This is a genomic window from Mesorhizobium sp. M0088 (assembly GCF_040322895.1).
Lineage (GTDB): Bacteria > Pseudomonadota > Alphaproteobacteria > Rhizobiales > Rhizobiaceae > Mesorhizobium.
Genome location: NZ_JAMYUI010000002.1, coordinates 335,283 through 355,909, shown reverse-complemented (window position 1 = coordinate 355,909; position 20,627 = coordinate 335,283). Strand labels below are relative to the sequence as shown.

Annotated in this window: 18 protein-coding genes; 8 read left to right on the top strand and 10 right to left on the bottom strand. The window is 59.3% G+C overall.

Annotated features, from left to right (window positions below; all coding sequences use genetic code 11):
• The 8 genes from NKJ67_RS04340 to NKJ67_RS04305 all read left to right on the top strand — a co-directional run.
• The coding region (locus NKJ67_RS04340) for a sugar ABC transporter substrate-binding protein (RefSeq protein ID WP_352580629.1) at window positions 1-723 on the top strand (723 nt) is incomplete at its 5' end.
• Between the two features lie 102 nt (window positions 724-825).
• Window positions 826-1,824 carry a sugar ABC transporter substrate-binding protein gene (locus NKJ67_RS04335; protein ID WP_352580628.1) on the top strand — a complete coding sequence of 333 codons (999 nt, stop codon included), beginning with the start codon at window positions 826-828 and terminating at the stop codon, window positions 1,822-1,824.
• 56 nt (window positions 1,825-1,880) lie between these two features.
• Window positions 1,881-2,633: an SDR family NAD(P)-dependent oxidoreductase gene (locus NKJ67_RS04330; RefSeq protein WP_352580627.1), complete on the top strand. Its 753-nt coding sequence runs from the start codon at window positions 1,881-1,883 to the stop codon at window positions 2,631-2,633.
• Window positions 2,634-2,705: 72 nt separating this feature from the next.
• The gene (locus NKJ67_RS04325; RefSeq protein WP_352580626.1) at window positions 2,706-3,392 is read left to right on the top strand and encodes a GntR family transcriptional regulator; all 687 of its coding nucleotides are present in this window, start codon (window positions 2,706-2,708) and stop codon (window positions 3,390-3,392) included.
• Window positions 3,393-3,406: 14 nt separating this feature from the next.
• Complete coding sequence (locus NKJ67_RS04320) at window positions 3,407-4,264, top strand: amidohydrolase family protein (RefSeq protein WP_352580625.1); 858 nt, start codon at window positions 3,407-3,409, stop codon at window positions 4,262-4,264.
• A gap of 91 nt (window positions 4,265-4,355) precedes the next feature.
• Window positions 4,356-5,306 (top strand): ABC transporter permease, encoded by a 951-nt coding sequence (locus tag NKJ67_RS04315; protein ID WP_352441640.1) that lies wholly within the window; start codon window positions 4,356-4,358, stop codon window positions 5,304-5,306.
• Window positions 5,303-6,319 carry an ABC transporter permease gene (locus NKJ67_RS04310; RefSeq protein WP_352441639.1) on the top strand — a complete coding sequence of 339 codons (1,017 nt, stop codon included), beginning with the start codon at window positions 5,303-5,305 and terminating at the stop codon, window positions 6,317-6,319. Before NKJ67_RS04315 ends, NKJ67_RS04310 begins: the two co-directional genes overlap by 4 nt.
• Before the next feature lie 11 nt (window positions 6,320-6,330).
• Entirely contained in the window at window positions 6,331-7,896 is a 1,566-nt protein-coding gene (locus tag NKJ67_RS04305) for a sugar ABC transporter ATP-binding protein (protein ID WP_352580624.1), read from the top strand.
• A 203-nt stretch (window positions 7,897-8,099) separates the two neighbouring features.
• Here NKJ67_RS04305 and NKJ67_RS04300 read toward each other — a convergent pair whose 3' ends face one another.
• From NKJ67_RS04300 to NKJ67_RS04255, 10 genes are all read right to left on the bottom strand, one after another.
• The gene (locus NKJ67_RS04300; protein WP_352580623.1) at window positions 8,100-9,854 is read right to left on the bottom strand and encodes a serine hydrolase domain-containing protein; all 1,755 of its coding nucleotides are present in this window, start codon (window positions 9,852-9,854) and stop codon (window positions 8,100-8,102) included.
• 43 nt (window positions 9,855-9,897) lie between these two features.
• A complete protein-coding gene (locus NKJ67_RS04295) occupies window positions 9,898-10,773 on the bottom strand; it encodes a beta-keto acid cleavage family enzyme (RefSeq protein ID WP_352441627.1) in 876 nt (291 codons plus the stop codon).
• 11 nt (window positions 10,774-10,784) lie between these two features.
• Entirely contained in the window at window positions 10,785-11,171 is a 387-nt protein-coding gene (locus NKJ67_RS04290; protein ID WP_352441626.1) for a RidA family protein, read from the bottom strand.
• A 41-nt stretch (window positions 11,172-11,212) separates the two neighbouring features.
• A complete protein-coding gene (locus NKJ67_RS04285; protein WP_352580622.1) occupies window positions 11,213-12,535 on the bottom strand; it encodes an aspartate aminotransferase family protein in 1,323 nt (440 codons plus the stop codon).
• Between the two features lie 9 nt (window positions 12,536-12,544).
• Window positions 12,545-14,590, bottom strand: coding sequence for an oxidoreductase (locus NKJ67_RS04280; protein ID WP_352580621.1), 2,046 nt, complete (start codon window positions 14,588-14,590; stop codon window positions 12,545-12,547).
• A gap of 77 nt (window positions 14,591-14,667) precedes the next feature.
• A complete protein-coding gene (locus NKJ67_RS04275) occupies window positions 14,668-16,158 on the bottom strand; it encodes an aldehyde dehydrogenase (RefSeq protein WP_352580620.1) in 1,491 nt (496 codons plus the stop codon).
• Window positions 16,159-16,416: 258 nt separating this feature from the next.
• Window positions 16,417-17,223, bottom strand: a complete 807-nt coding sequence (locus NKJ67_RS04270; RefSeq protein ID WP_352441622.1) for an IclR family transcriptional regulator — start codon at window positions 17,221-17,223, stop codon at window positions 16,417-16,419.
• Window positions 17,224-17,235: 12 nt separating this feature from the next.
• Entirely contained in the window at window positions 17,236-18,594 is a 1,359-nt protein-coding gene (locus tag NKJ67_RS04265) for an NAD(P)/FAD-dependent oxidoreductase (RefSeq protein WP_352580619.1), read from the bottom strand.
• A 4-nt stretch (window positions 18,595-18,598) separates the two neighbouring features.
• The gene (locus NKJ67_RS04260; RefSeq protein ID WP_502905174.1) at window positions 18,599-19,399 is read right to left on the bottom strand and encodes an ABC transporter permease; all 801 of its coding nucleotides are present in this window, start codon (window positions 19,397-19,399) and stop codon (window positions 18,599-18,601) included.
• Between the two features lie 2 nt (window positions 19,400-19,401).
• Complete coding sequence (locus tag NKJ67_RS04255; protein ID WP_352580617.1) at window positions 19,402-20,574, bottom strand: ABC transporter permease; 1,173 nt, start codon at window positions 20,572-20,574, stop codon at window positions 19,402-19,404.
• Window positions 20,575-20,627 lie beyond the last annotated feature (53 nt).

The window sequence follows — 20,627 nt, the reverse complement described above, 5'->3', positions numbered from 1 at the left end:
CTCATCGCTCAGCAGGCGGACGTCATGATCGTCTGGCCGGTAAACGGCAAAGCCATCGTTCCGGCCCTGCGCAAGGCCAAGGAGGCTGGCATTCCCGTCGTCATCACGAACTCGCAGGCCGATGCCTCGGCGGCCGAATACTTCAACACCTTCTCCGGTCCCGATAACATCAAGCAGGCCAACTCCGCCGGCGAGATGATGGTCGAAGCGCTCGCAGGCAAGGGCAATGTCGTCGTCATCAATGGCCTCCCCGGCTACTCCGTCGCCCAAGAGCGCGAGAAAGGCTTCCTGGACGTCATCAAGCAGCATCCCGACATCAAGATCCTGGACATACAGCCCGGTGACTGGTCACGCGAGAAGGCCCAATCGGTGATGGAGGCCTACCTGGTAAAGTATGGCGACAAGATCGACGGGGTCTATTCTGCTGATTCCGACATGGGGGTCGGTGCGCTCGCTGCTGTCAAAGCCGCAATCGCTGAAGGCAAGATCAAGCCTGGAAAGATAAAGTTTACCGACTGCACGCTGTTTGCCACAGCCTATGACGAGATCAAGGCAGGCAACTACTACGGGTCCGTTCTGCAGTCGCCGGTCGTCGATGCGCAGGCGGCGGTCCAGGCCGCGATCCAGCTCGTGGAAGGCAAGGAACTGCCCAAGCAGCTGTTCTTCAAATCCCCCTCGATCACCCAGAAAAATATCTCTGAATATCCGCGACCCACGTTCTAACGGCATGCTCCTCCTCCCCCGGGAGCTCAGAACGCTTCCGGGGGCTTGTGGGGAAGAAGGCTTGAACAGCGTCGTCATGGTGACCGGCGCATGGAGGAAGACATGAACCTATTGAAAAAACTCGCAGCGGGGTTCGCCCTGTCGGCGTTGCTTGCCAGCGTCTCGGCGGCTCAGGAAAAGCAGGATTGGCTCCCCTCGCCCCTTCCAAAACCGCTCGGCGAAATCACCATCGGCTTCGCCAATTTAGGCTCCGGCGTGAACGGCTATGTCGCGACCTATCTCGACACGTTCAACGCCTATACCAAGCAACTCGGCGTCAAGACCATCGTGCTCGACGCGCAGATCGATCCCGTCAAGCAATCCGACCAGGTGCAGGACCTCATCGCTCAGCAGGCGGACGTCATGATCGTCTGGCCGGTAAACGGCAAAGCCATCGTTCCGGCCCTGCGCAAGGCCAAGGAGGCTGGCATTCCAGTCGTCATCACGAACTCGCAGGCCGATGCCTCGGCGGCCGAATATTTCAACACCTTCTCCGGTCCCGACGACATCAAGCAGGCCAACTCCGCAGGCGAGATGATGGTCGAAGCGCTCGCAGGCAAGGGCAACGTCGTCGTCATCAATGGCCTCCCCGGCTACTCCGTCACCCAGGAGCGCGAGAAGGGCTTCCTGGACGTCATCAAGCAGCATCCCGACATCAAGATCCTGGACATACAGCCCGGTGACTGGTCACGCGAGAAAGCCCAATCGGTGATGGAGGCATACCTGGTAAAGTATGGCGACAAGATCGACGGGGTCTATTCGGCGAATTCCGACATGGGGGTCGGTGCGCTCGCTGCTGTCAAAGCCGCGACCGCTGAAGGCAAGATCAAGCCTGGAAAGATAAAGTTCACCGACTGCACGCTGTTTGCCACAGCCTATGACGAGATCAAGGCAGGCAACTACTACGGATCCGTTCTGCAGTCGCCAACCGCCGACGCGCAGGCGGCGGTCCAGGCCGCGATCCAGATCGTGGAAGGCAAGAAATTGCCCAAGCAGGTGTTCTTCAAATCCCCCTCGATCACGCAAAAGAACATCGCCGATTATCCGCGCCCCACATTTTGACGAGGCCTTTCTCTCGGCTTCAAAAGCCTCGGGGGGACAGCGATTTGGAGAAAAACATGAACGACGTTGCGGTCATCACAGGAGCGGCATCGGGAATTGGTGGCGCAACCGTGCGCCGTCTTCTCGGCAAGGGCTACAAGGTGCTTGGTGTCGATACGGCAAGGATGGAAGAAACCGAGGACCTGGGATGGGTGACGGGTGACGTGTCCGCCGCCTCGACCTGGCAGGCCGTGGATGAGGCGTTGACCAGGCGAGACTGGCAACCCTCAGCGCTCGTCGTGGCAGCCGCGTATCTGGAGGTCGGAAACGTGCTGCAACTTTCGGACGACGCATGGGCGAAGACGATTGGGGTCAATCTGATGGGCCTGGTCTTCTCGGTCCGGTGCGTGCTTCCGGGGATGATTAAACGCGGGCGAGGCAGCGTTGTAACCATCGGCAGCATCGATTCCTATATGGCCGAACAAGGACTCGTTTCTTACTGTTCGAGCAAGGGAGCGATATTGCAGTTCACCAGGGCGCTGGCCATGGATCACGCTCGCCAAGGTGTTCGCGCCAATTGCGTGTCGCCGGGCGTTACCGACACCCCCTTCTTCCGCCGTCATCTTGCGACGGCCAAGGATCCCGAAACCTTTCTTCGCGGTCGCGAGCAGCGCAATCCAATTGGACGTCTGCTCGACCCCGACGAAGTCGCTTCCACGGTTGTTTATCTCCTGTCCGACGATGCGTCGGGCATGACCGGAGCCAACCTGGTGGTGGATGGCGGTTTGACGGTCGGCTTCGATTTCCGGACAGGTGCTGGCGGCGATTAAAGGCGTGGCGATGACCTGCGCTCGCGTGTTGTGATAACACCAACAGCGGGAAAGGGCAGCGAGAGGTAATACATGAGCGGACTTTCAGCGATCGTACCGATTGAAACTGAAACCCTTGGCGTGCGCGTCTACCTGCAACTGCGTGAGATGCTCATCGCGGGTCAGTTCGCTCCTGGAGAGAAACTGACCCTTCGCACGCTAGCGGCCGCTATCGGGACCAGTCCCATGCCTGTCAGAGACGCGCTGCGGCAACTGATGGTCGACCAGGCCATCGAGCTTCTGCCCAATCGCGTGTTCCGTGTACCGCTGATGAGTAAAAGCCGCTTCATCGAATTGCGCGAGATCCGCATTCGGATGGAAGGCATGGCGATCGAATACGCAACCGAGCGAATATCGGCGCGAGAACTTGCGGAGGCTGCAGCCTTGTCAGCGGCCTTCAATGCCGAATGTGACTTGCATCAACCAGACCCTGCAAAGCTGATTGTCCTAAACAAGAACCTGCACTTCACCCTCTACCGGGCGTCGCGCCTTCCAGCGCTTCTCCAGATTGTCGAAGGGCTGTGGACGCAGATCGGGCCAGTGCTGAATTTAGACGTTCGTTCCGGATCGGAGCGCATTACCAGCAAGACCCCAACGAAGCATCATGAGGCCATGATCGCCGCACTCAAGATCCGCGATGCCGACGCAGCCAAGGCAGCATTGGCGGACGACCTGCGCAGCGCCAGTGATTACATCCTTCGGCAAAACCGACTTACCTGAAGGCGAGGAACATCATGCCGTCGTTTCCCATTATCGACAGCCACCTGCATATCTGGCGTCCCGACCTGCTCGAAATGTCGTGGCTGGCATCGTCTGGAAAACTCAATCGAAGTTTCACCCTGCAGGATTTCGACAAGGCAAGGGAGACGGTCGAAGTCGAAGCGATGGTATTCGTGGAATGCGATGTGGACGAAAGTGCCACACTGGCCGAAGCCAAATGGGTAGAGGACGTGGCTCGGCAGGACGACCGCATCAAGGCGATTGTCGCCCATGCGCCGATACACAAGGGAGAACCCGTTAGAGAACACCTCGAGAAGCTTCAAGGGATCAAGCTGATGCGAGGCGTGAGAAGGCTCCTTCAACAGGAGACCGACGCGGATTTCGCGCTCAGGCCTGGTTTTCTCGAAGGCCTCGACGCGCTCTCGGGGTTCGGATGGTCATTCGACATCTGCATCACCTATCGGCAGATGGAAAGCACCATCAAACTGGTCCGCCGGTACCCCGAGATGCAATTTATCCTCGACCACATCGGCAAGCCCGGCATTCAGGAACATCGCTTCCAGCCATGGGCGGATCAGATGAAGGAACTCGCCCGATCAGAAAACGTCGTGTGCAAACTGTCTGGCGTTGCCACGGAGGCGGATCATGACAACTGGACTGCAAGCGACCTCGAGCCGTTCATGATGGCGGCGCTCGAGGCATTCGGCACAAAGCGTTTGATGTTCGCCGGCGACTGGCCCGTGGCGACCAACGCCGTGTCCTATGTTGGCTGGGTCAATACCGTCGACGAGGTTTTGTCGAAACTTAGCGACGGGGAACTCAAGGCCCTATATCGCGGCACCGCAATCGACACCTACCGTCTGACCATCTGACAAAGCCTCCGGTTCGCACCTTACCGACTCACATTGTGATAACGTGTAACAGTGAGAACCTCTCAAAGCACAGTCGCCTGGGAGAAAGCGCATGCAAATCATCGGTCGCCCTTCCGCACGTCACCTCTTGGTGGGAGCCGCGCTGGTAATCCTCGCTGCAGCTGGCGCGGGGGTGCCCGGTCTGTTCAGCTTTGACAACATCACCCAGATGCTGAGGCAGATATCCGTGACGGGAATCATTGCCCTTGGCGTGACGTTCGTCGTCATCGCGGGCCGCCTGGACCTTACCGTTGGTTCGCTTCTGTCGCTGTGCGCCGTGGTCGCAATCACGCTGCACGAGCAAATATCGCCTGTCGCCGCGATCACCGTGCCCATCCTTATCGGGTTGCTGGTAGGCTGCGTGAACGGGTTTCTCGTCGCGGTCCTGCGGCTGAACTCATTGATCGCCACGCTCGGCATGTTGTCAGTTCTCCAGGCGGTGGCCCTCGTTTGGACGAGCGGCCAAAACGCACTGATAGATAAACCGGAAGCGACCTGGTTCGCTGTAATCGGCCGCGGATATCTTCTCGACATACCAATCCCCGTGGTTGTCTTTCTCGTGCTCGCGGCATTGGCCGCCGTGCTTCTAGCAATGACCCGGTTCGGTAGGGAAGTTTTCGCCGTGGGCGGCAACGAGATTGCCAGCCGATTCTCTTCCATAGGGGCAAGGCAGGTTCTTTTTACTTGCTACATGATTTCCGGCACCTTGACCGGAATTGCAGCTGTCGTCTTCAGTTCTCGGGTGATGGCGGCACAGAACAACTCCGGTTCGGGCCTTGAATTGCAAGTGCTGTCCGCCGTCATTCTGGGAGGAACGAGCCTGGCGGGCGGCAGCGGCGGAATCGGTCGCACCATCATCGGTGTGGTCCTGCTTGGGTTCATCCAAAATGCACTCTTGCTCGTCGGTCTGCCCTACTACGTGCAGTGGCTGGTCTCGTGGGCGGTGATCATCGGAGTCGTCTGGGCGGATGTCGCCACCCAGCGCCGGAGGGTGTTCGCATGACCGTCGGCAACATCGAAATGGCAGCTAACCCAGAGAAAATCTCCCATGCCGGTGGAGCAGGCGCCCGGTTCATGGAGCCCATCCGATACCTTGCTCGAAATCCGGTCTGGTTGCTGGCCGTGGGACTCTTCATTTTCTTTTCCCTGACCAGTCCGCACTTCCTGACGGCCTATAACCTGTCGAATGTCCTGTTCCAGTGCGCTCTCGTCGGGCTCCTTGCCGTCGGTCTTACCCCGATCATCATCAGCGGAAATATCGATCTGAGCGTCGGGGCGATCGTCGGCCTCTCATCCTGTCTCGTGATTGGCTTACAGGAACAGGTCGGCCTGTTGGGTGCGATTGCCGCGACGCTGGGCAGCGGCCTTCTTCTAGGGTTCGTGAACGGGCTCGCCGTGGAACGTCTGGGTATCAGCTCGTTTATCATCACACTCGCTGGGATGATCGGGATAAGGGGGCTCGCTTTTCTCTATGCCGGCGACACCTCTTTATCGGCGATCGACGAACAGCTCTACGACCTTAGCGCAGTACACTTCGGCCCGATCGGGCTGATCCCCTTTGTCTTTTTGTTCGCCGTCTTGTTATTCCAATGGATGCTTCGGCGCACCGTACATGGGAGAAACGTCTACGCCATCGGTGGAAGCCGGTCCGCGTCGGTGAACGCTGGAATCCCCGTTTCCCGACATGTCGTGATCAACTTTGTGCTCTGCGGGTTGATGGCGGCCATATGCGGGGTCGCCATGGCTGCCAATTTGGGCGCGGCCACACCGAGCTATGGCAAGGACTATGAGTTGTGGGCCGTGATCGCCGTCGTTCTCGGCGGTACCCGCCTGCGCGGCGGCAAGGGCGATCTGATCGGCACCTTCGCGGCTGTGTTGGCCTTGGCGATCCTGCGAAACGGCCTCAACATGCTGCATGTCGCCCCTTTCTACATTCCCGGGATCATGGGCTTTGCGTTGATCGCAGCGTTGGTGTTCGACAGACAGCTCAATCGCGGCAACAAGGCAGCCGAGTGAAGGTGGCATCGATGACGAAAAACTCCGGCATGTCGAGCGCATCGACACCGCCGCACTCTGCATCCGATGCACGAAACGGCCCGATCATTGCACTCGAAGGCGTAGGCAAGACCTTTCCTGGAGTGATCGCGCTTGCGGACGTAACCTTCGATGTACTGCCGGGCGAAGTGCACGCGCTTTGCGGCGAAAACGGCGCTGGCAAAAGCACGCTCATGCGCGTCATGGCGGGAAGTTCTCCACCGAACTGTGGGACAATACGTCACCACGGCGAGATCGTGACCTTCGCCAATCCCATGGACGCCAAACGGCGAGGCATCCTTCTCATTCATCAGGAGATCTCGCTCGTTCCGGAATTGAGCGTGGCGGAAAACATCTTCCTCGGCAACTTACCGACATTGCGCGGTGGCCGCGTCGATACGAAGACGCTCTACAGAGATGCTGGGCGCGTGCTTCAGGATTGCGGCTACGATCTCGCTCCGCGCGCCATCGTGGGAAACCTGTCGCTTGCGCGCCAGCAGATGGTCGAAATCGCCAGGGCTACGGCATTCAATTGCTCCGTCGTCATTTTCGACGAACCAACAGGCGCGCTGACGAACCAAGAGGCCGAGGCGCTCTTCGCCACGATCGACCGCCTGAAGAAACGCGGCGTGGGCGTCGTCTACATTTCACACAAGATGAGAGAAGTGCTGACGGTCGCCGACCGGGTGACAGTGCTGCGCGATGGCAAGGTTACCGGTACTCTGTCGGGGGGGCAAATCACGGAGCGCGAAATCACGCGGCTCATGATCGGCCGTCCAGTCGACAGCTACTTCCATAGGGCGCAGCCCCGGTTTGGCGAGGAAGTCCTGCGCCTTGAGGGGTTCGGCGTCGGCGACGCCGCCAAGAACGTCAACTTCAGCATTCGTGCTGGCGAGGTCGTTGGGCTGTACGGGCTCGTAGGGGCAGGTCGCTCCGAACTCATGGAGGCGGTCTTCGGCTTGCGCAAGGTCACGTCGGGCCAATTGTCATGGTACGGCCGCGCACAACGAATTAGCTCCCCGAAAGATGCCGTCCGGATTGGCATCGGATTCGTACCGGAAGACCGCAAGGAACAGGGCCTTGTCCTGGGATTGGGCGCGCGTGACAATACCAGCATGGCCTTGTTGCGCCGACTGGCGCGTTTCGGCTTTCTGAATACGGGCGCGGAACAGTCGATCTTCCAAAAGTATAAGGAGCGTCTCGGGATCAAGGTGTCCACCCCAAAGACCCTTGTCGGCACATTGAGTGGCGGAAACCAGCAAAAGATCGTCCTCGCGAAATGGATGGCGACGGCGCCCAAGCTCCTGATCCTCGACGAACCCACCAGGGGCATCGACGTCAATGCCAAGGCAGAAGTTCACGCCCTGATTGGCGAACTCGCCGAAAGTGGTCTCGCTGTGATCCTCATTTCTTCCGAAATGCCAGAGATCATAGGCCTGAGCCATAGGATCGTCACCATCTACCGCGGCGAGGTGACCGGTGACTTTGCCGCGGAGGAAATTACCGAGGACATGCTGGTGGAGCGTGTCATGAACCCGCCCGAGCGGTTCGCAGCATAGGAGAGCATCATGGACAATGTGACTGCCAAAGTCGGCCTTGTTACTGGCGGCTCCCGTGGGATCGTCCGGGATTCGCTTTGGGCCTGGCCGCAGAAGGGTGTGATATCGCAGTCAAGGAGACGATCTAGTGGAAGCCAACAACATCACCGCTGCACGGAGCGCTCGTTCAAGGCAGGGCGCTGAGCGCCTGCCCGCCACACTTGTCAGTTGTTGCAGATTTTTTCGATAGCATTCGACGCCTGGACTAAGCCAGAAAAGTCACTCACGGTCTCGTCGTCTGTTGTTGCCGATGAAAGCCGGACAGCAATCAGGTTGTTGGGGAGCATAGCCACGATTTGCCCCCCATAACCCATGAAGCGCGCAAAATTTCCGTCGCATCCATCAAACGAGAAGTCGTCGATCCAAAAAGAACTAAAGTATCTCTCGCCCGAGCCTCTCGGCCGGCCGGTCGGCAATCCCCACTTCTTATGGTTGGTCAAGCCTTCTTGGGTCTTCTGAGGGCTAAGGAGTTGGTCGCCCGCGACCGCGCCACCGTCTTTAAACAGCTTGGCAATTTTAACAAGGTCGTCGATGGTTGCGTACAATCCCTCGAACGCAAGTGGCTGTTTTTTTGCACCGAATGTCGTCGCGACCGGTAAGTCATAGACCTTGATCTTTTGATAAACTTCGTGCCTCAACATCGAAGTGATGTCTTTGTCGGCGCCTTGCTTATCCTTAAGTAGACTGTCTAAAGCCGCGCCGAGGACGAAGTAATCCTCGTCCCTGTAGCGAACAAATTTGTCGACGCCCCACCCGTAGGATCGGGGGCGTGCGAGTGCTTTCTCAAGTTTCGATGCGAAATCGCCGTCGTTGTAAAATGCCATGTATGAATCATCGTAAGGCTCGTCACCGATATTCGCTTCTGGCTTCCCAGCGCCGTTTCCGACACCGGTCGCCATATTGAGGGCACTGCCTAAGGTGATGTGTTTCCACGCCGGAAAGCGTTTTGCTTCGGGTAGCAGATCGTCGATCTTCGTCGTGAAGATCTGATCGCCATATTTGGCGGCCATACGAAGCATGGCCATGCGCGTAACCGCGGATTTTGTCGCCGACCACACGCCGAAGCGTTGCCTGTCGCAGTAAGGCAGCGGACCCTCCGATGTTTGGCAACCTTTCATGTAGATGGTTCCATGCACAAAAACCGCGGTCGCAAGCTTCCAGTCATCTCGCATGCGGCCGCCGAACTCAGCGCTTTGAGCTATGCTAAGGCTGACCGGCAGGCTGTCCCAGGATTTTACCGGCAGGCGGCTGGCCTCTCGCAGGCTGAAGGCCTGTTCAATGGAATGGACGTCCTCTGCCGAGATCGGTTTCATCGTGGAAACAGACGTTGCTGCCGCCTTGAAAACCGAGCCCGCCTGGAAGGGCGTCGTTCCGGTGGTTATTTGAACATGCAAAGGCGTGACATCCGCATCCTTGTACATGAACAAAGCAACGCCATTATGGCTCTCGCCGCCTTCCACCGGATTCATAAGTGCAAGTGGGAACGACGCGCGCGTCCAGCCCGGTGGATCACTCGGCTCCGACCACACTTTTCCAGGCTGCACCAATATCTGCCAATAAGTCCCGCCTCCCATCGGTTTGAAGTCACCCAGGATGTCTTGGGACGAGGGTACCAGAGTGCTTCCGACTGTCGTGAAACTGACTTCGAAAGCAGGAAATGCATGCAGGTCCTTGCCATTCACCGGTGCAAGCTTATCGCCGCTCACCATCCTTGCCTCGGCAAAAGCCAGATGCCCGCTGAACGGCTTGGCTGCGCTCGATGAACTTGAGGAAACAAAGTCGTCGTTGGAGCGAAGCTGCAGCGTTGCAGTAGAAGTCACATCCTGGACCGAAATCGGTGACGCCTTTAGGTCACCAGCAGACATGGTGATGGCCGCCGTGGCGATCCCAAGCGCTACAAAAGCAAATCTCGACCTCATATTAGATCCTCCCTGTTCCCGTTATTGGCATCGTTTCAGAACGCTAAGCCTTCAATGCGAGCTGAGAGCGCGCTGACGCCGGGCTGGCAATGGTGGCGCCGAGCCTTTCCAGGAGCCATTTCGCTTTCTCGACGAGCTCGGCATTGCTCTTCACGAGTTCAGTCCGCGACATCCGGATCGTGTCCTCCATGCCTATCCGCACATGCCCGCCGAGCAGGTAGGATTGCATGAGCATTGGGTAAGCGGCGCGGCCGATGCCAAAGCCTGTCCAGATGGCGTCTCGGGGCAACATGTTGCGGGCGAACATCATGGTCTCCGGCGTCGTCGCGAAACCGTACTTCACACCAAGCACAAGGCTTACGAGCGGCGGGCCGCGAAACACGCCGCTTGCGAGAAAGTCGTTGAGGAGATTGATGTCTCCGCTGTCGAAAAGCTCGAACTCGGGCCGGACTCCACAGTCGTAGATGATCTCAGCCATCTTCTTGACGTTGGGCGGGGTGTTGATGACGACCTCGCTGCCGAACGTCATCGTGTTGAGGTCCAAGGTGCAGATGTCGGGCCGCAGATCGCGAATGTGCTCGACGCGACGTTCGGCCGTCACGAAATTCGTCCGGGGGCCGGCAATCTTTGGGTCCTCCTCACCGGGCTGGAACCGGCCACCAGGTCCGGTGGTGATATTCAGGATGACCTCCGTATTCTTTGTGCGGATCAAACGAACGAGTTCGCGGTAGTGATCAAGTTCCATCGACGGCCGACCGTCGGGATGGCGAACGTGAAGATGCAGAATCGCCGCGCCTGCCTCGGCGGCCTCCAGGGCCGAGATAGCGATTTGTTCCGGCGTCACCGGCAGAGTTGCGTTGTCTTGCGGCCTTGTCAGGCTACCGGTCACAGCGCAGGTGATGATGGTGTCCTTCGACATAGGCTTCTCTCTTAGCTTGCGAGGATGGCAGTGGCGGCGATCTCGACGAGAAGGCCATCGTCGATAAGGGCTCCCGCCTGCACCATCGTCGTTGCCGGCCGAATGTCGCCGAAGACGGAGCCGTGGGCTTTGCCGACCGCTTCCCAATCGCTCATGTTGCGCAAGAAAATGCGCGTCTCGACGACATCCTCGATCGAGGCGTTGAGTTCGCGCAGCGCGGCGCCGATGCGCTCCAGAACCACGATGGTTTGCCGTTCCGCGTCGCCGGGGTGAAGAGCCCCATCGGGTCCAGAGGCGGAAGTGCCCGATACAACAATGATGTTTCCGGCGCGGACGGCCCGGGAATAGCCGATCGCGGCCCCCCACTTGTTGGTCACGGTGACCTTTTGCCTTTTCACGTGCCGCTCCTTAATTGTCCCAGGTTTCCCTGCCGCCGTCATCATGCGACAGACGGCAATGCTCGGTCGAAGGCCCGCACTATTTCGTCGATATCCGCATCGTCCATGGCGGTGGAGAACGCCATCAACCCATTGCCTGCAATGATCACGCCTTCGTTGAACAACGCCTTGGCGAGAGCCGAAACCCGCGCGGCGCCATCTGCTGAGGCGAAAGTGGAACGGTAGTCGCTCAGCGGTGCGTCCGTCAGGTGGACACGGCGCAGTGAGCCCAGGCCGGTAACCTGTCCCTTGATTCCATGACGGGTGAAACACGCATGAATACCCTCGTCGAAGCGATCGCCGAGCGCCTCGAGCTTCTCGAATACAGGAGGCGTCAATTCTTCAAGAGCGGCTATCCCGGCAGACATCGACATGGGATTGGCACTGAAGGTGCCGCCATGCGGCACCGCGGGCTGGCCCTTGCTCGGATCAAACACCGACATCACTTCCGCACGGCCGCCGATGGCGCCGATCGCGAAGCCGCCACCGATAATCTTGCCGAGTGTGGTGAAATCCGGATCGATGTCGAACCGGCCCTGCGCACCATGATAGCCAAGGCGAAAGGTGATGACCTCGTCAAGGATCAGCAGCGCCCCAAGCTCGCGCGTAACCCGCCGCAGCATCGCCAGATATTCGGGCTTTGCCGGCATCAGGCCCGCGCGATTGGGCATGACATCGACGAGGACGGCCGCGAGGCTGTTGCCGCTGGCGCGAAGGATTGCCTCGGCTACAGGCGTGTTGTTGAAGGGAATGACGACGACATCATCAAGCACACCTTGGGGTGTCCCCTTGGCGGTCGGCACGGATCCTGGCCTGTCGATATCACCCCAGGTGGCGGGGCTGGCGTCCTGGCTTGTCTCGGCCGGATCGTAGGTCCCGTGGTAGGCGCCCTCGCATTTTGCGATCTTCGGTCGGCCGGTATAAGCGCGCGCGGCCTTGATTGCGTTCATCACCGCTTCAGTGCCGGAATTGGTGTAGCGAAGCTGCTCGACGGACGGCAGACGTTCGCACAGGATTTCCGACAGTCGGATCTCGCTCTCGGTGGGCATGCCGAAACACGTCCCGGCTTCAAGCTGCCGTGTGGCCGCCTCAAGGATTTGGCGATTGCCATAGCCATGGATCAGAGAGGTGAAGTTCCCCAAGGCGTCGATCCGGACATGGCAATCGACATCGGTGATCCGGCAGCCGTCGCCGCGCCAGGCATAGATCTGATGCGGTTTGCGATAGACGGTCGTGCGCGTGTTTCCGCCAGGCATGACCTCGCGGGCACGGGCATAGAGCTTTTCGGAATTTGGTGTCGCTGGTGCTGACATGAGGTCGCTCATCACTTGGTTCTAGGTGGCAAGGTTGATCCGCTCGCGACGCAACATCGGGTCGCCGTTCTCGAATTCTTGAGCAAAACGGTGGCCTGAGTAGACGGCGGCGTAAATGGCGGCCGGGGCTTCGCAATCCCCGATGCGTGAGACGCGGCGTAAGCGACCTGCCTTGCCCTCGACAAGACGCTCGGTCAGCGCGGCAAAGAGTTCGTTGCGCGGCAGCCTAGCCGTGACGAGAACAAGGGCGTCGGCCTCTCGATTCTCCGTGGCCCCGGTTCTCGCATCGACGAAGAGGGCCTGGCCTTCATGCGTGCCGATGAGAGCCATGTGCATAACCATCCTGACGCCTCGCTCATATAGCCGTTTGGCCGTCCGGATATTTTCCAGCGTGTTGATGGTGAAGGAGGAGACGTCGGCCGCCGGTGTGATCAAAGTGACGTTGCTGCCGGCAAGCGCCAGTTTTTCAGCGATCACGGCGCCCATGTAGTAGTGATCGTCGTCATAGACGATGATGCGGCCTGAAGGGATATTGCCGCCCATGATGTCGTCCGGTGTGAACACGGGCACGCTGGGCGACAATGCAAGCGGCTTGAACGCCGCGCGCCCCACGCCATCGGCGCGCCATTGCGATCCTGTCGCCAGCACAACCTCATCGGCATCAAATTCGAGAATTTCGGCCACTCCGAGGTCGCTTTCGAGGTAGACACCGACATTTGTGAGTTTGTCGAGCTGGGTGACGCGCCAGTCGCGAACCCTCAGCCATTCCCGCAGGCCCGGCAGCTCGCCCTCGAGGGTCACGCGGCCACCGAGACGGCTCCGCCGCTCGGCCAAGGTTACCTGGTAGCCGCGCTGACCCAGTGCCCGGGCGCATTCGAGTCCCGCCGGCCCACCGCCGACCACGAGCACGGTCGCATCGCTTGATCTGGTGGAAATTCGTTCGGGGTGCCAGCCGCGGCGCCATTCCTCGCCCATGGTCGGGTTCTGCGTGCAGCGCAGGTTCGTCATGGCAAAGTGGCTCGACACGCAGATGTTGCAACCGATGCATTCGCGGATATCCTCGTAACGTCCCTCCTCGATCTTCTTCGGCAGGAAGGGGTCCGCGATCGATGGGCGCGCCGCGCCAATCATGTCAAGCACGCCACGACGGATCAGACTTGCCATGGTGTCGGGTGAGGTGAAGCGCCCTACACCGACGACCGGCTTGGTGGTGACACCCTTGATCCCGGTCATGAACGGCTCGTGGTCGTTCTCCGATGCGAAGCGCGAGGTTGGCGAATCGTCTGCCCAGGTTCCCACCACGAGATCCCACAGGTCCGGCAGTTCTGCGAGCAAACTGATCGCCTCGATCCCTTCCTCCGCAGCGCGAAGGCCATCGGGACCAAACATCTCATCAATGATCAGGCGCACGCTGACCGCGCAGGCATCGCCGCCCCCCTCTCGCGTCGCCTCGATCAATTCCTTGAGCAGGCGAACCCGGTTTTTCAGCGAGCCGCCATATTCGTCGGTGCGCTGATTGCGGGGGGAGATGAACTGGAAGGCGATAGTGGAAAAATTGCCGTCGACATTGAGTATGTCGAAGCCGGCCTTGCGCGCACGCTGCGCGGCCGCCTTCCACCAGCCCAGCAGTGCCTTGATGTCGGACTTGTCCATGGCGCGAACCTGGACCGGATGGTGTCCGCTGACGGGTCGGTCCATCGGGCCGAGCGGCACGTCGCGGGTCATGCGATTGGCATTGTAGTAGGCGGGATAGGCGAGTTGCACGCCGGCGAGCGAGCCGTGCTCGTGGACCGCTTCGACCATCAATGCCAGCGGTGGAATGTCGCCGTCATCCCACAGCATCTGCAGAACCTCCGGCATAAGATCGCCAGAGGGATGAACCGAACAATGCTCGGTGTTGACCACCGCCCATCCGCCCTCGGCCTTGATACCGCGCATCGCGGCATGGGCTTGGGGTCGCAAATTGCCCATGCCGTTGCAATGCGGCGCCTGGTAGAATCGATTGCGAGCGACAACAGGTCCGATCCGCACTGGCTGGAACAGGATGTCGAAGCGTGGATCGCGCATGCATGGCTCTTTCTGTGCCCTCGTCTCAAAGGACGAGGAAGGGCGTGCTCGGTCAGGGGATGAAGCCAGGACGATCGCTAGGCGCGGATCTTGATCCAGGTTGCCTTTAGCTCGGTGTATTTGTCGATCGCATGCAGCGATTTGTCCCGTCCGAAGCCCGATTGCTTGTACCCGCCAAAGGGCATCGTAATGTTGCTCTCATCGAAGTTGTTGACCCAGACAGAGCCCGCTCTCAGCCGGCGAGCGGTGGACAGCGCGACGTCGATGTTGTCGGTCCATACTGCGGCGGCGAGGCCATAGATGGTGTCGTTGGCGAGCGCGACCGCCTCCTCCGCCCCGCTAAAGGAGATGGTGGCGAGGACGGGGCCGAAAATCTCCTCCTGTGCAATCCGCATCTTGTTGCTGACATTGTCGAAAACGGTCGGCTCGATGTAGTAGCCGCCGGTCTCGCTGAGGACACGCTTGCCGCCGGATCTGAGCTGCGCGCCTTCCTTGGAGCCGATATCGATGTAATCGAGGACGCGGTCCATCTGGACCTGACTGACCATCGCGCCAAGTTTGGTGGCGGGATCGAGAGGATCGCCAACCGTGAGGGTTTTCCCTACCGCGATCACCTTGTCGAGAAAAACGTCCTTGATCTTGGCGTCGACCAAAAGACGCGAGCCGGCGTTACAGACTTCGCCCTGATTGAAGAAGATGCCATAGGCCGCCGCCGTTGCGGCTTCATCCAGGTTACCACAATCGGCCATGACGATATGTGGGGTCTTGCCGCCGCATTCGAGCGCGACGCGCTTCATGTTCGACTGGGCAGAATAGCTCATGAAAAGCTTGCCGACTTCTGTGGAGCCGGTGAACGTCACCGCATCGACATCCATGTGCACGCCGAGCGCCTTGCCCGCAATCTCTCCAAGGCCGGTGACGACGTTGAACACGCCATCCGGGATGCCGGCCTCCGCCGCGAGTTCCGCAAGCCTGATCGCGGAGAGCGGTGACTGCTCGGCAGGCTTGAGAATGACTGAGTTGCCTGCTGCCAGCGCTGGCCCGAGTTTCCAGCACGCCATCAGCAAAGGAAAATTCCATGGGACGACGGCCGCCACGACGCCGACAGGCTCACGCGTAATCATACCCAGAGCACCGCTGCCGGTCGGAGCAATCTCGTCGTAGATCTTGTCGATCGCCTCGGCGTACCAGGCGATCGTATTGGCCGATGCCGGGACGTCGACAGAGCGTGCGTCAGAGATCGGCTTGCCCATGTTCAAGGTCTCGAGCAGGGCGAGCTCATCGCCGTGTTGATGCATCAGCTCCGCGAACCGCTGCAGCACTTTCTTGCGTTCGCTCGGCGAACGCCGCGACCAGGAACCAGAGTCGAAGGCGTTGCGTGCGGAGCGCACCGCCAGGTCGACATCCGCCGCATCGCATGATGCTATCTGGGCAAGCGTTGTTCCATTGGCGGGATTGATCGCGTCGAACACTCCACCCGATACCGCGTCGACAAATTTTCCGCCGATGAATGCCTGTTTGCGGAGATTGAGATTTGACGCGGCCTGCCGCCAGTCGATCGCACTCATAAGATTGCCTTTCTCGATAATCGATACCAATATTCAATTAACGAGAAAATAGACCTGGCGGACGCTTGCTGTCAACACAAGATCTCAATGCTCCACGTTGATTTCTCTGAAAACGAGCGCCCTTGATTACATTCGTCAGATATCTCTTGCGAAGACTTTCACAGACGTTGCGCGAAGGCGGTTTGTTTACAATAGAACACGCCACAAAAGCGTGTCGGTTACTACCGAACGCTGCCGCGTAAACAAGTATTTCTGGATTCAGGCTGTACTTTTTAACGTATGCCGAAATTGTTTCTCCAGGACCTTGGATAGTTTCTCCGCCAGGCGCTTGACCACTGCGACGTTGATTTCTCGGTTGGTGTCGATAATTCCCTGGATCGTGCCCGTCACGCACAGGCTATGCTGCGTTCGCTGCCCATCGATTCTGATCGGTGCGGCAATCGCTGCAAATCCGTCGACATCTTCTCCGATGCAGTAGGCCACGCCGGTTTTGCGCACGAGTTGCAGCTCTTCCACGAGGACGGCGAAGTCGACTTTGGTCGCAGCCGTGAACCGCTTAAGCGGCTTGTCGAGGACCGAAGCGATGAAGTTCGAATCCTGAAAGGCGAGGATCGCCTTGGCGGAGGCACCGGCGTGCGCTGGGATTTCGTGCCCCGGGACGATGTAGGCCCTGACCAGATTGCCGGGCGCAACCATGTCGAGGCTGCGAACGCTGTCGCCCGACAGTCGCGCGATGAAGCAGGCCTGGCCGGTTTCTTCTGAGAGCTCTTGCAACGTCGGGCGCGCAACGGCCTTGAACCAGTCGTCGCTCGCACCTGAAAAGAGCAGTCTTTCCAACCGCCGCCCGAGCTTGAAATTGGCCGCGCTCGGGCCGCTCTGCTCGATCAATTCAACATCAGCCAAGCTCTTCATCAGCCTATAGGCCGAGGCTTTCGGCAGATCGAGCATCTCGCCCACGGAGGTTCCTGAGATACCGCCGGGAAAGCCGGCGACGATCTCAAGAATACGCACGTAGCGCTCGAGAGGCTTTTCAGTGGCCGGTTTGCCCGTCGGAGTTTTTGCCATGATGTATGCGCTCTAGCCTTTTGCGATTCGATCATCATGCCAGTCGAAATAGCGCATAGCCAAGGGCACGAACCACGGCGAGCCGTTAAAGAATGGCGCCGTCGGAAATTTTTCGATATCGAAGGCCGAAGACATGTCTCCCCGTTGAAGAATGCGGGCAGCGAGCTTCTCCCCGAAATGTGTTCCAAGAGGAATGCCTGCAAAGTTGTACCCGAGGGCGAAGTTTACCCCGTCCTTGACGCCAATATGGGGCATGAAATCGAAAGTTCCCGCGCAGTGCCCAGTCCAGGCACGACTGAGGCGGACGCCCTCAAGGTCGGGCAGAATTCTCACAAGGCGATCGCGCAGCGTGCCTGCGAGCGGCGTCGCCGTCGGGCTCGCCGTGCCAGTCATGCCGCCAAACAGAATGCGGCTTGAATCAGGTGCCGGGCGAGTAAAATCGATATTCATCCTGGTGTCGAGATAGGTGCGGCGGCGCGGCATCACCTTGTCGATCGTTTTCACTGGCAACAGCTCGGTTGCAATAACAAAGCCGCGAAAAGGAATGACCCGCCTTGCAAGCCATTTCAGATTGCGGCTCGTATAACCATTGGTGGCGACAATGACATGACGGGCGGTAATGTCGCCCCTGGACGTTCGAACGGTCTTCCCACTCGTATCATGAGCGACGCCCAAGACATTCGTGAGGGGGTGCAGCCTGACGCCGGCATCGAGCGCCTTGCGGACAAGGCCTGCGTGATAAAGCCCGGGATGAATCGAACCGAGATCTGGAATGACCGCGCCGCCATGGTATCCGTCGGAGGCGATCTCCGTACGGACGTCCTGCTTCTCGACAACGGAATAGTCGAACCCGACGGCTTGCCGCGTCTGTTCGAGTTCGCCAATCAAAGCTTGAAAATGAGCCTTCGAATTGGCGGCAATGAATCGGCCACAGGTCTGGTAGTGGCAATCGATGCGCTCGCGCTCGACGAAGGCCTGGACGCCGCGGAGAGCGGTATCAAGCTCGCGATAGACCCGCACCGCGTGGTCGCGCCCGGATTTTGCCGCCAGCCATTCAACGGACCGCTTGAGCGTGCGGCCAATGAAACCGGCGTTGCGGCGTGCGGCGCCCTCGCCGATCCTCTGCGCATCGACCACGGCGACGTCACAACCCGCACGGGCCAGATGCAGAGCGGCGACCAGACCGGTAATGCCACTGCCAACGATGACGACATCAGCCCTGCCGCCAAGGCTGACTGGTTCCGTGTTCTCGTCGGCTGCCGGCAGCGGCGCCGCCGACCACCAATAAGGCTCTTCAAGATAATCGTCGGCGAACAATCCGGCTTGCCCCGCCCCGATCGTCCCGGTCTCTTGCGACATGATGTGCAGCATCAAGTTACCTGTTCTTGTTGACGTTGTAGACTGCAGCCATCAGGCAACTCGTCAGTATGATCATCACCGCGGCTGCGGCGAGGATCGTGGGATCGAGTTGCTCACGCAGTCCCGTGAACATTTGCTTGGGAAGCGTGCGCTGCTGAGGTCCGGCAATGAAAAGCACCATCACCACTTCGTCGAATGACGAGGCAAAGGCGAAGACCGCCCCCGCAGCCACGCCTGGCGCGATGATTGGAAGCATCACGGTTCGAAATGCCGTCACGCGGCCGGCGCCCAGACCTGCCGCGGCCCGCATCAGGTTAAAGTCGAAGCGCGTCAGTGTCGCCGTGACAGTGATGACAACGAAGGGCGATCCCAGAATGGTGTGGGCAACAACGACGCCAGCGTAGGAATAGTTGAGGCCGAGCGGCGAAAAGAAAATGAACAGGCCGAGACCCAGCACGACGACGGGAACGATCATCGGCGAGATGGCAAGCGCCATCACGGCTGTCCGGAAAGGGAACCGTGAATTGACAAGCCCGATGGCTGCGAGCGTACCCAAGGTCGTCGCCACGACGGTGGTCGAAGTCGCAATCACCAGACTGTTGACCATTGCCCCGGTCCATTGGGGCGAGGAAAAGAGCTGTGCGAACCAGCGAAGAGATAATCCACGGAACGGGTAGGTGAACCAGGGATCGGCATTGAACGAGATCGGAAGAGCGACCGCCAGCGGCAGCATCAGCAGCAGAAGAACGACCCCTACAAACACATAGAGCGGTATGCGAATGTAAGTCGGAAACTCGGAATAGACGCGGTGCCCCATGTTCATATCCGATCCGATGAGTGACGCGCGACGTGCCTCGCACGCGGGAGAGCAACGAGGCCTGCCCCGAAGATGAGGATGGTGCTGAGCGCCGAAGCGAGCCCCCAATTCAGATCCTCATTGGTAAACCTGGCAATGAAGAAGCTCACCATCTGATCGGACGGTCCACCCACCAATGCCGGCGTTAAATAGAAGCCAAGGCATAGCACGAACGTGAGAAGTCCGCCGGCGGCAATGCCCGGAACCGCTTGCGGCAGAAAAATCGTCGCATGTGCCAGCAGCGGGCCGGCGCCGAGGCTGCGGGCGGCCTTTACCTGGTTCGCCGGAATCGCCCGCATCACGCTGATCATGGGCAACACGGTGAACGGGAGTTGGATCTGGATCATGGCGATGATCGTCGCCATGCGCGTGTAAAGAAGGGGCAGTGGCTCGGATATTAGGCCCGTTCCCGCGAGTGCATTGTTGAGAACACCGTTGGTCTGAAGGAAAACGATCCACGACATTGTCCGCACGAGGAGCGAGGTCCAGAACGGCAGGAGAATGAAGAACAAGAGGACTGCCGCTGTCCGCCCGCTGGAATTGGCTATGACATACGCGACCGGGTATCCAATAACGATTGTGAGGCCCGTCACGACAAGGCTGATCAGGATCGTCCTGAGATAGATTGACCGGAAATCATAGCTCGTTTCCTGCGACGGTCGACCATCGGCTTCGATCTTTACGCAAAAGCCCGTCGCCCAGCGCAAATAAAAGGCGCTGTAGCGGCTATCATAGTGCTTGATGATGCTCCATACACCGTTCTGGCCCCACGCCGGGTCTGCCTTGATCAATTGGGCCTTCCAAGCCTGCGGGTCGGCACGATCGAAATCCTCCGAAAGCGTCCGCTGCGCGTTAAGGATGACGTTCATCCCGCGGGACAATTCGTAGCCCACCCGACGACCTAGCGGGCGCACCGACCCAGCATGTCCTGGGGCTTCGAGTTCCTGTCCAAGCATCATGTAGAGAGCAGGGGCCGGAAGGTTATCTTCGTCCCAGGCCTTCAGCGCCTGCGTTGTCAGCGGCAGCGCTCTGGCGATCTCTCCGTCCGATACCGCCGTATGAAGAATTGAGCCTATCGGGATCACCAGGAACAGAAGTAGGAAAATCAGGAGGGGCGCCGCTGGAAGAGCAGCCATGACTACCCTCCGATTGTTGTCCCTCCTGGTCGTCGAGCGAACGACGACATGAG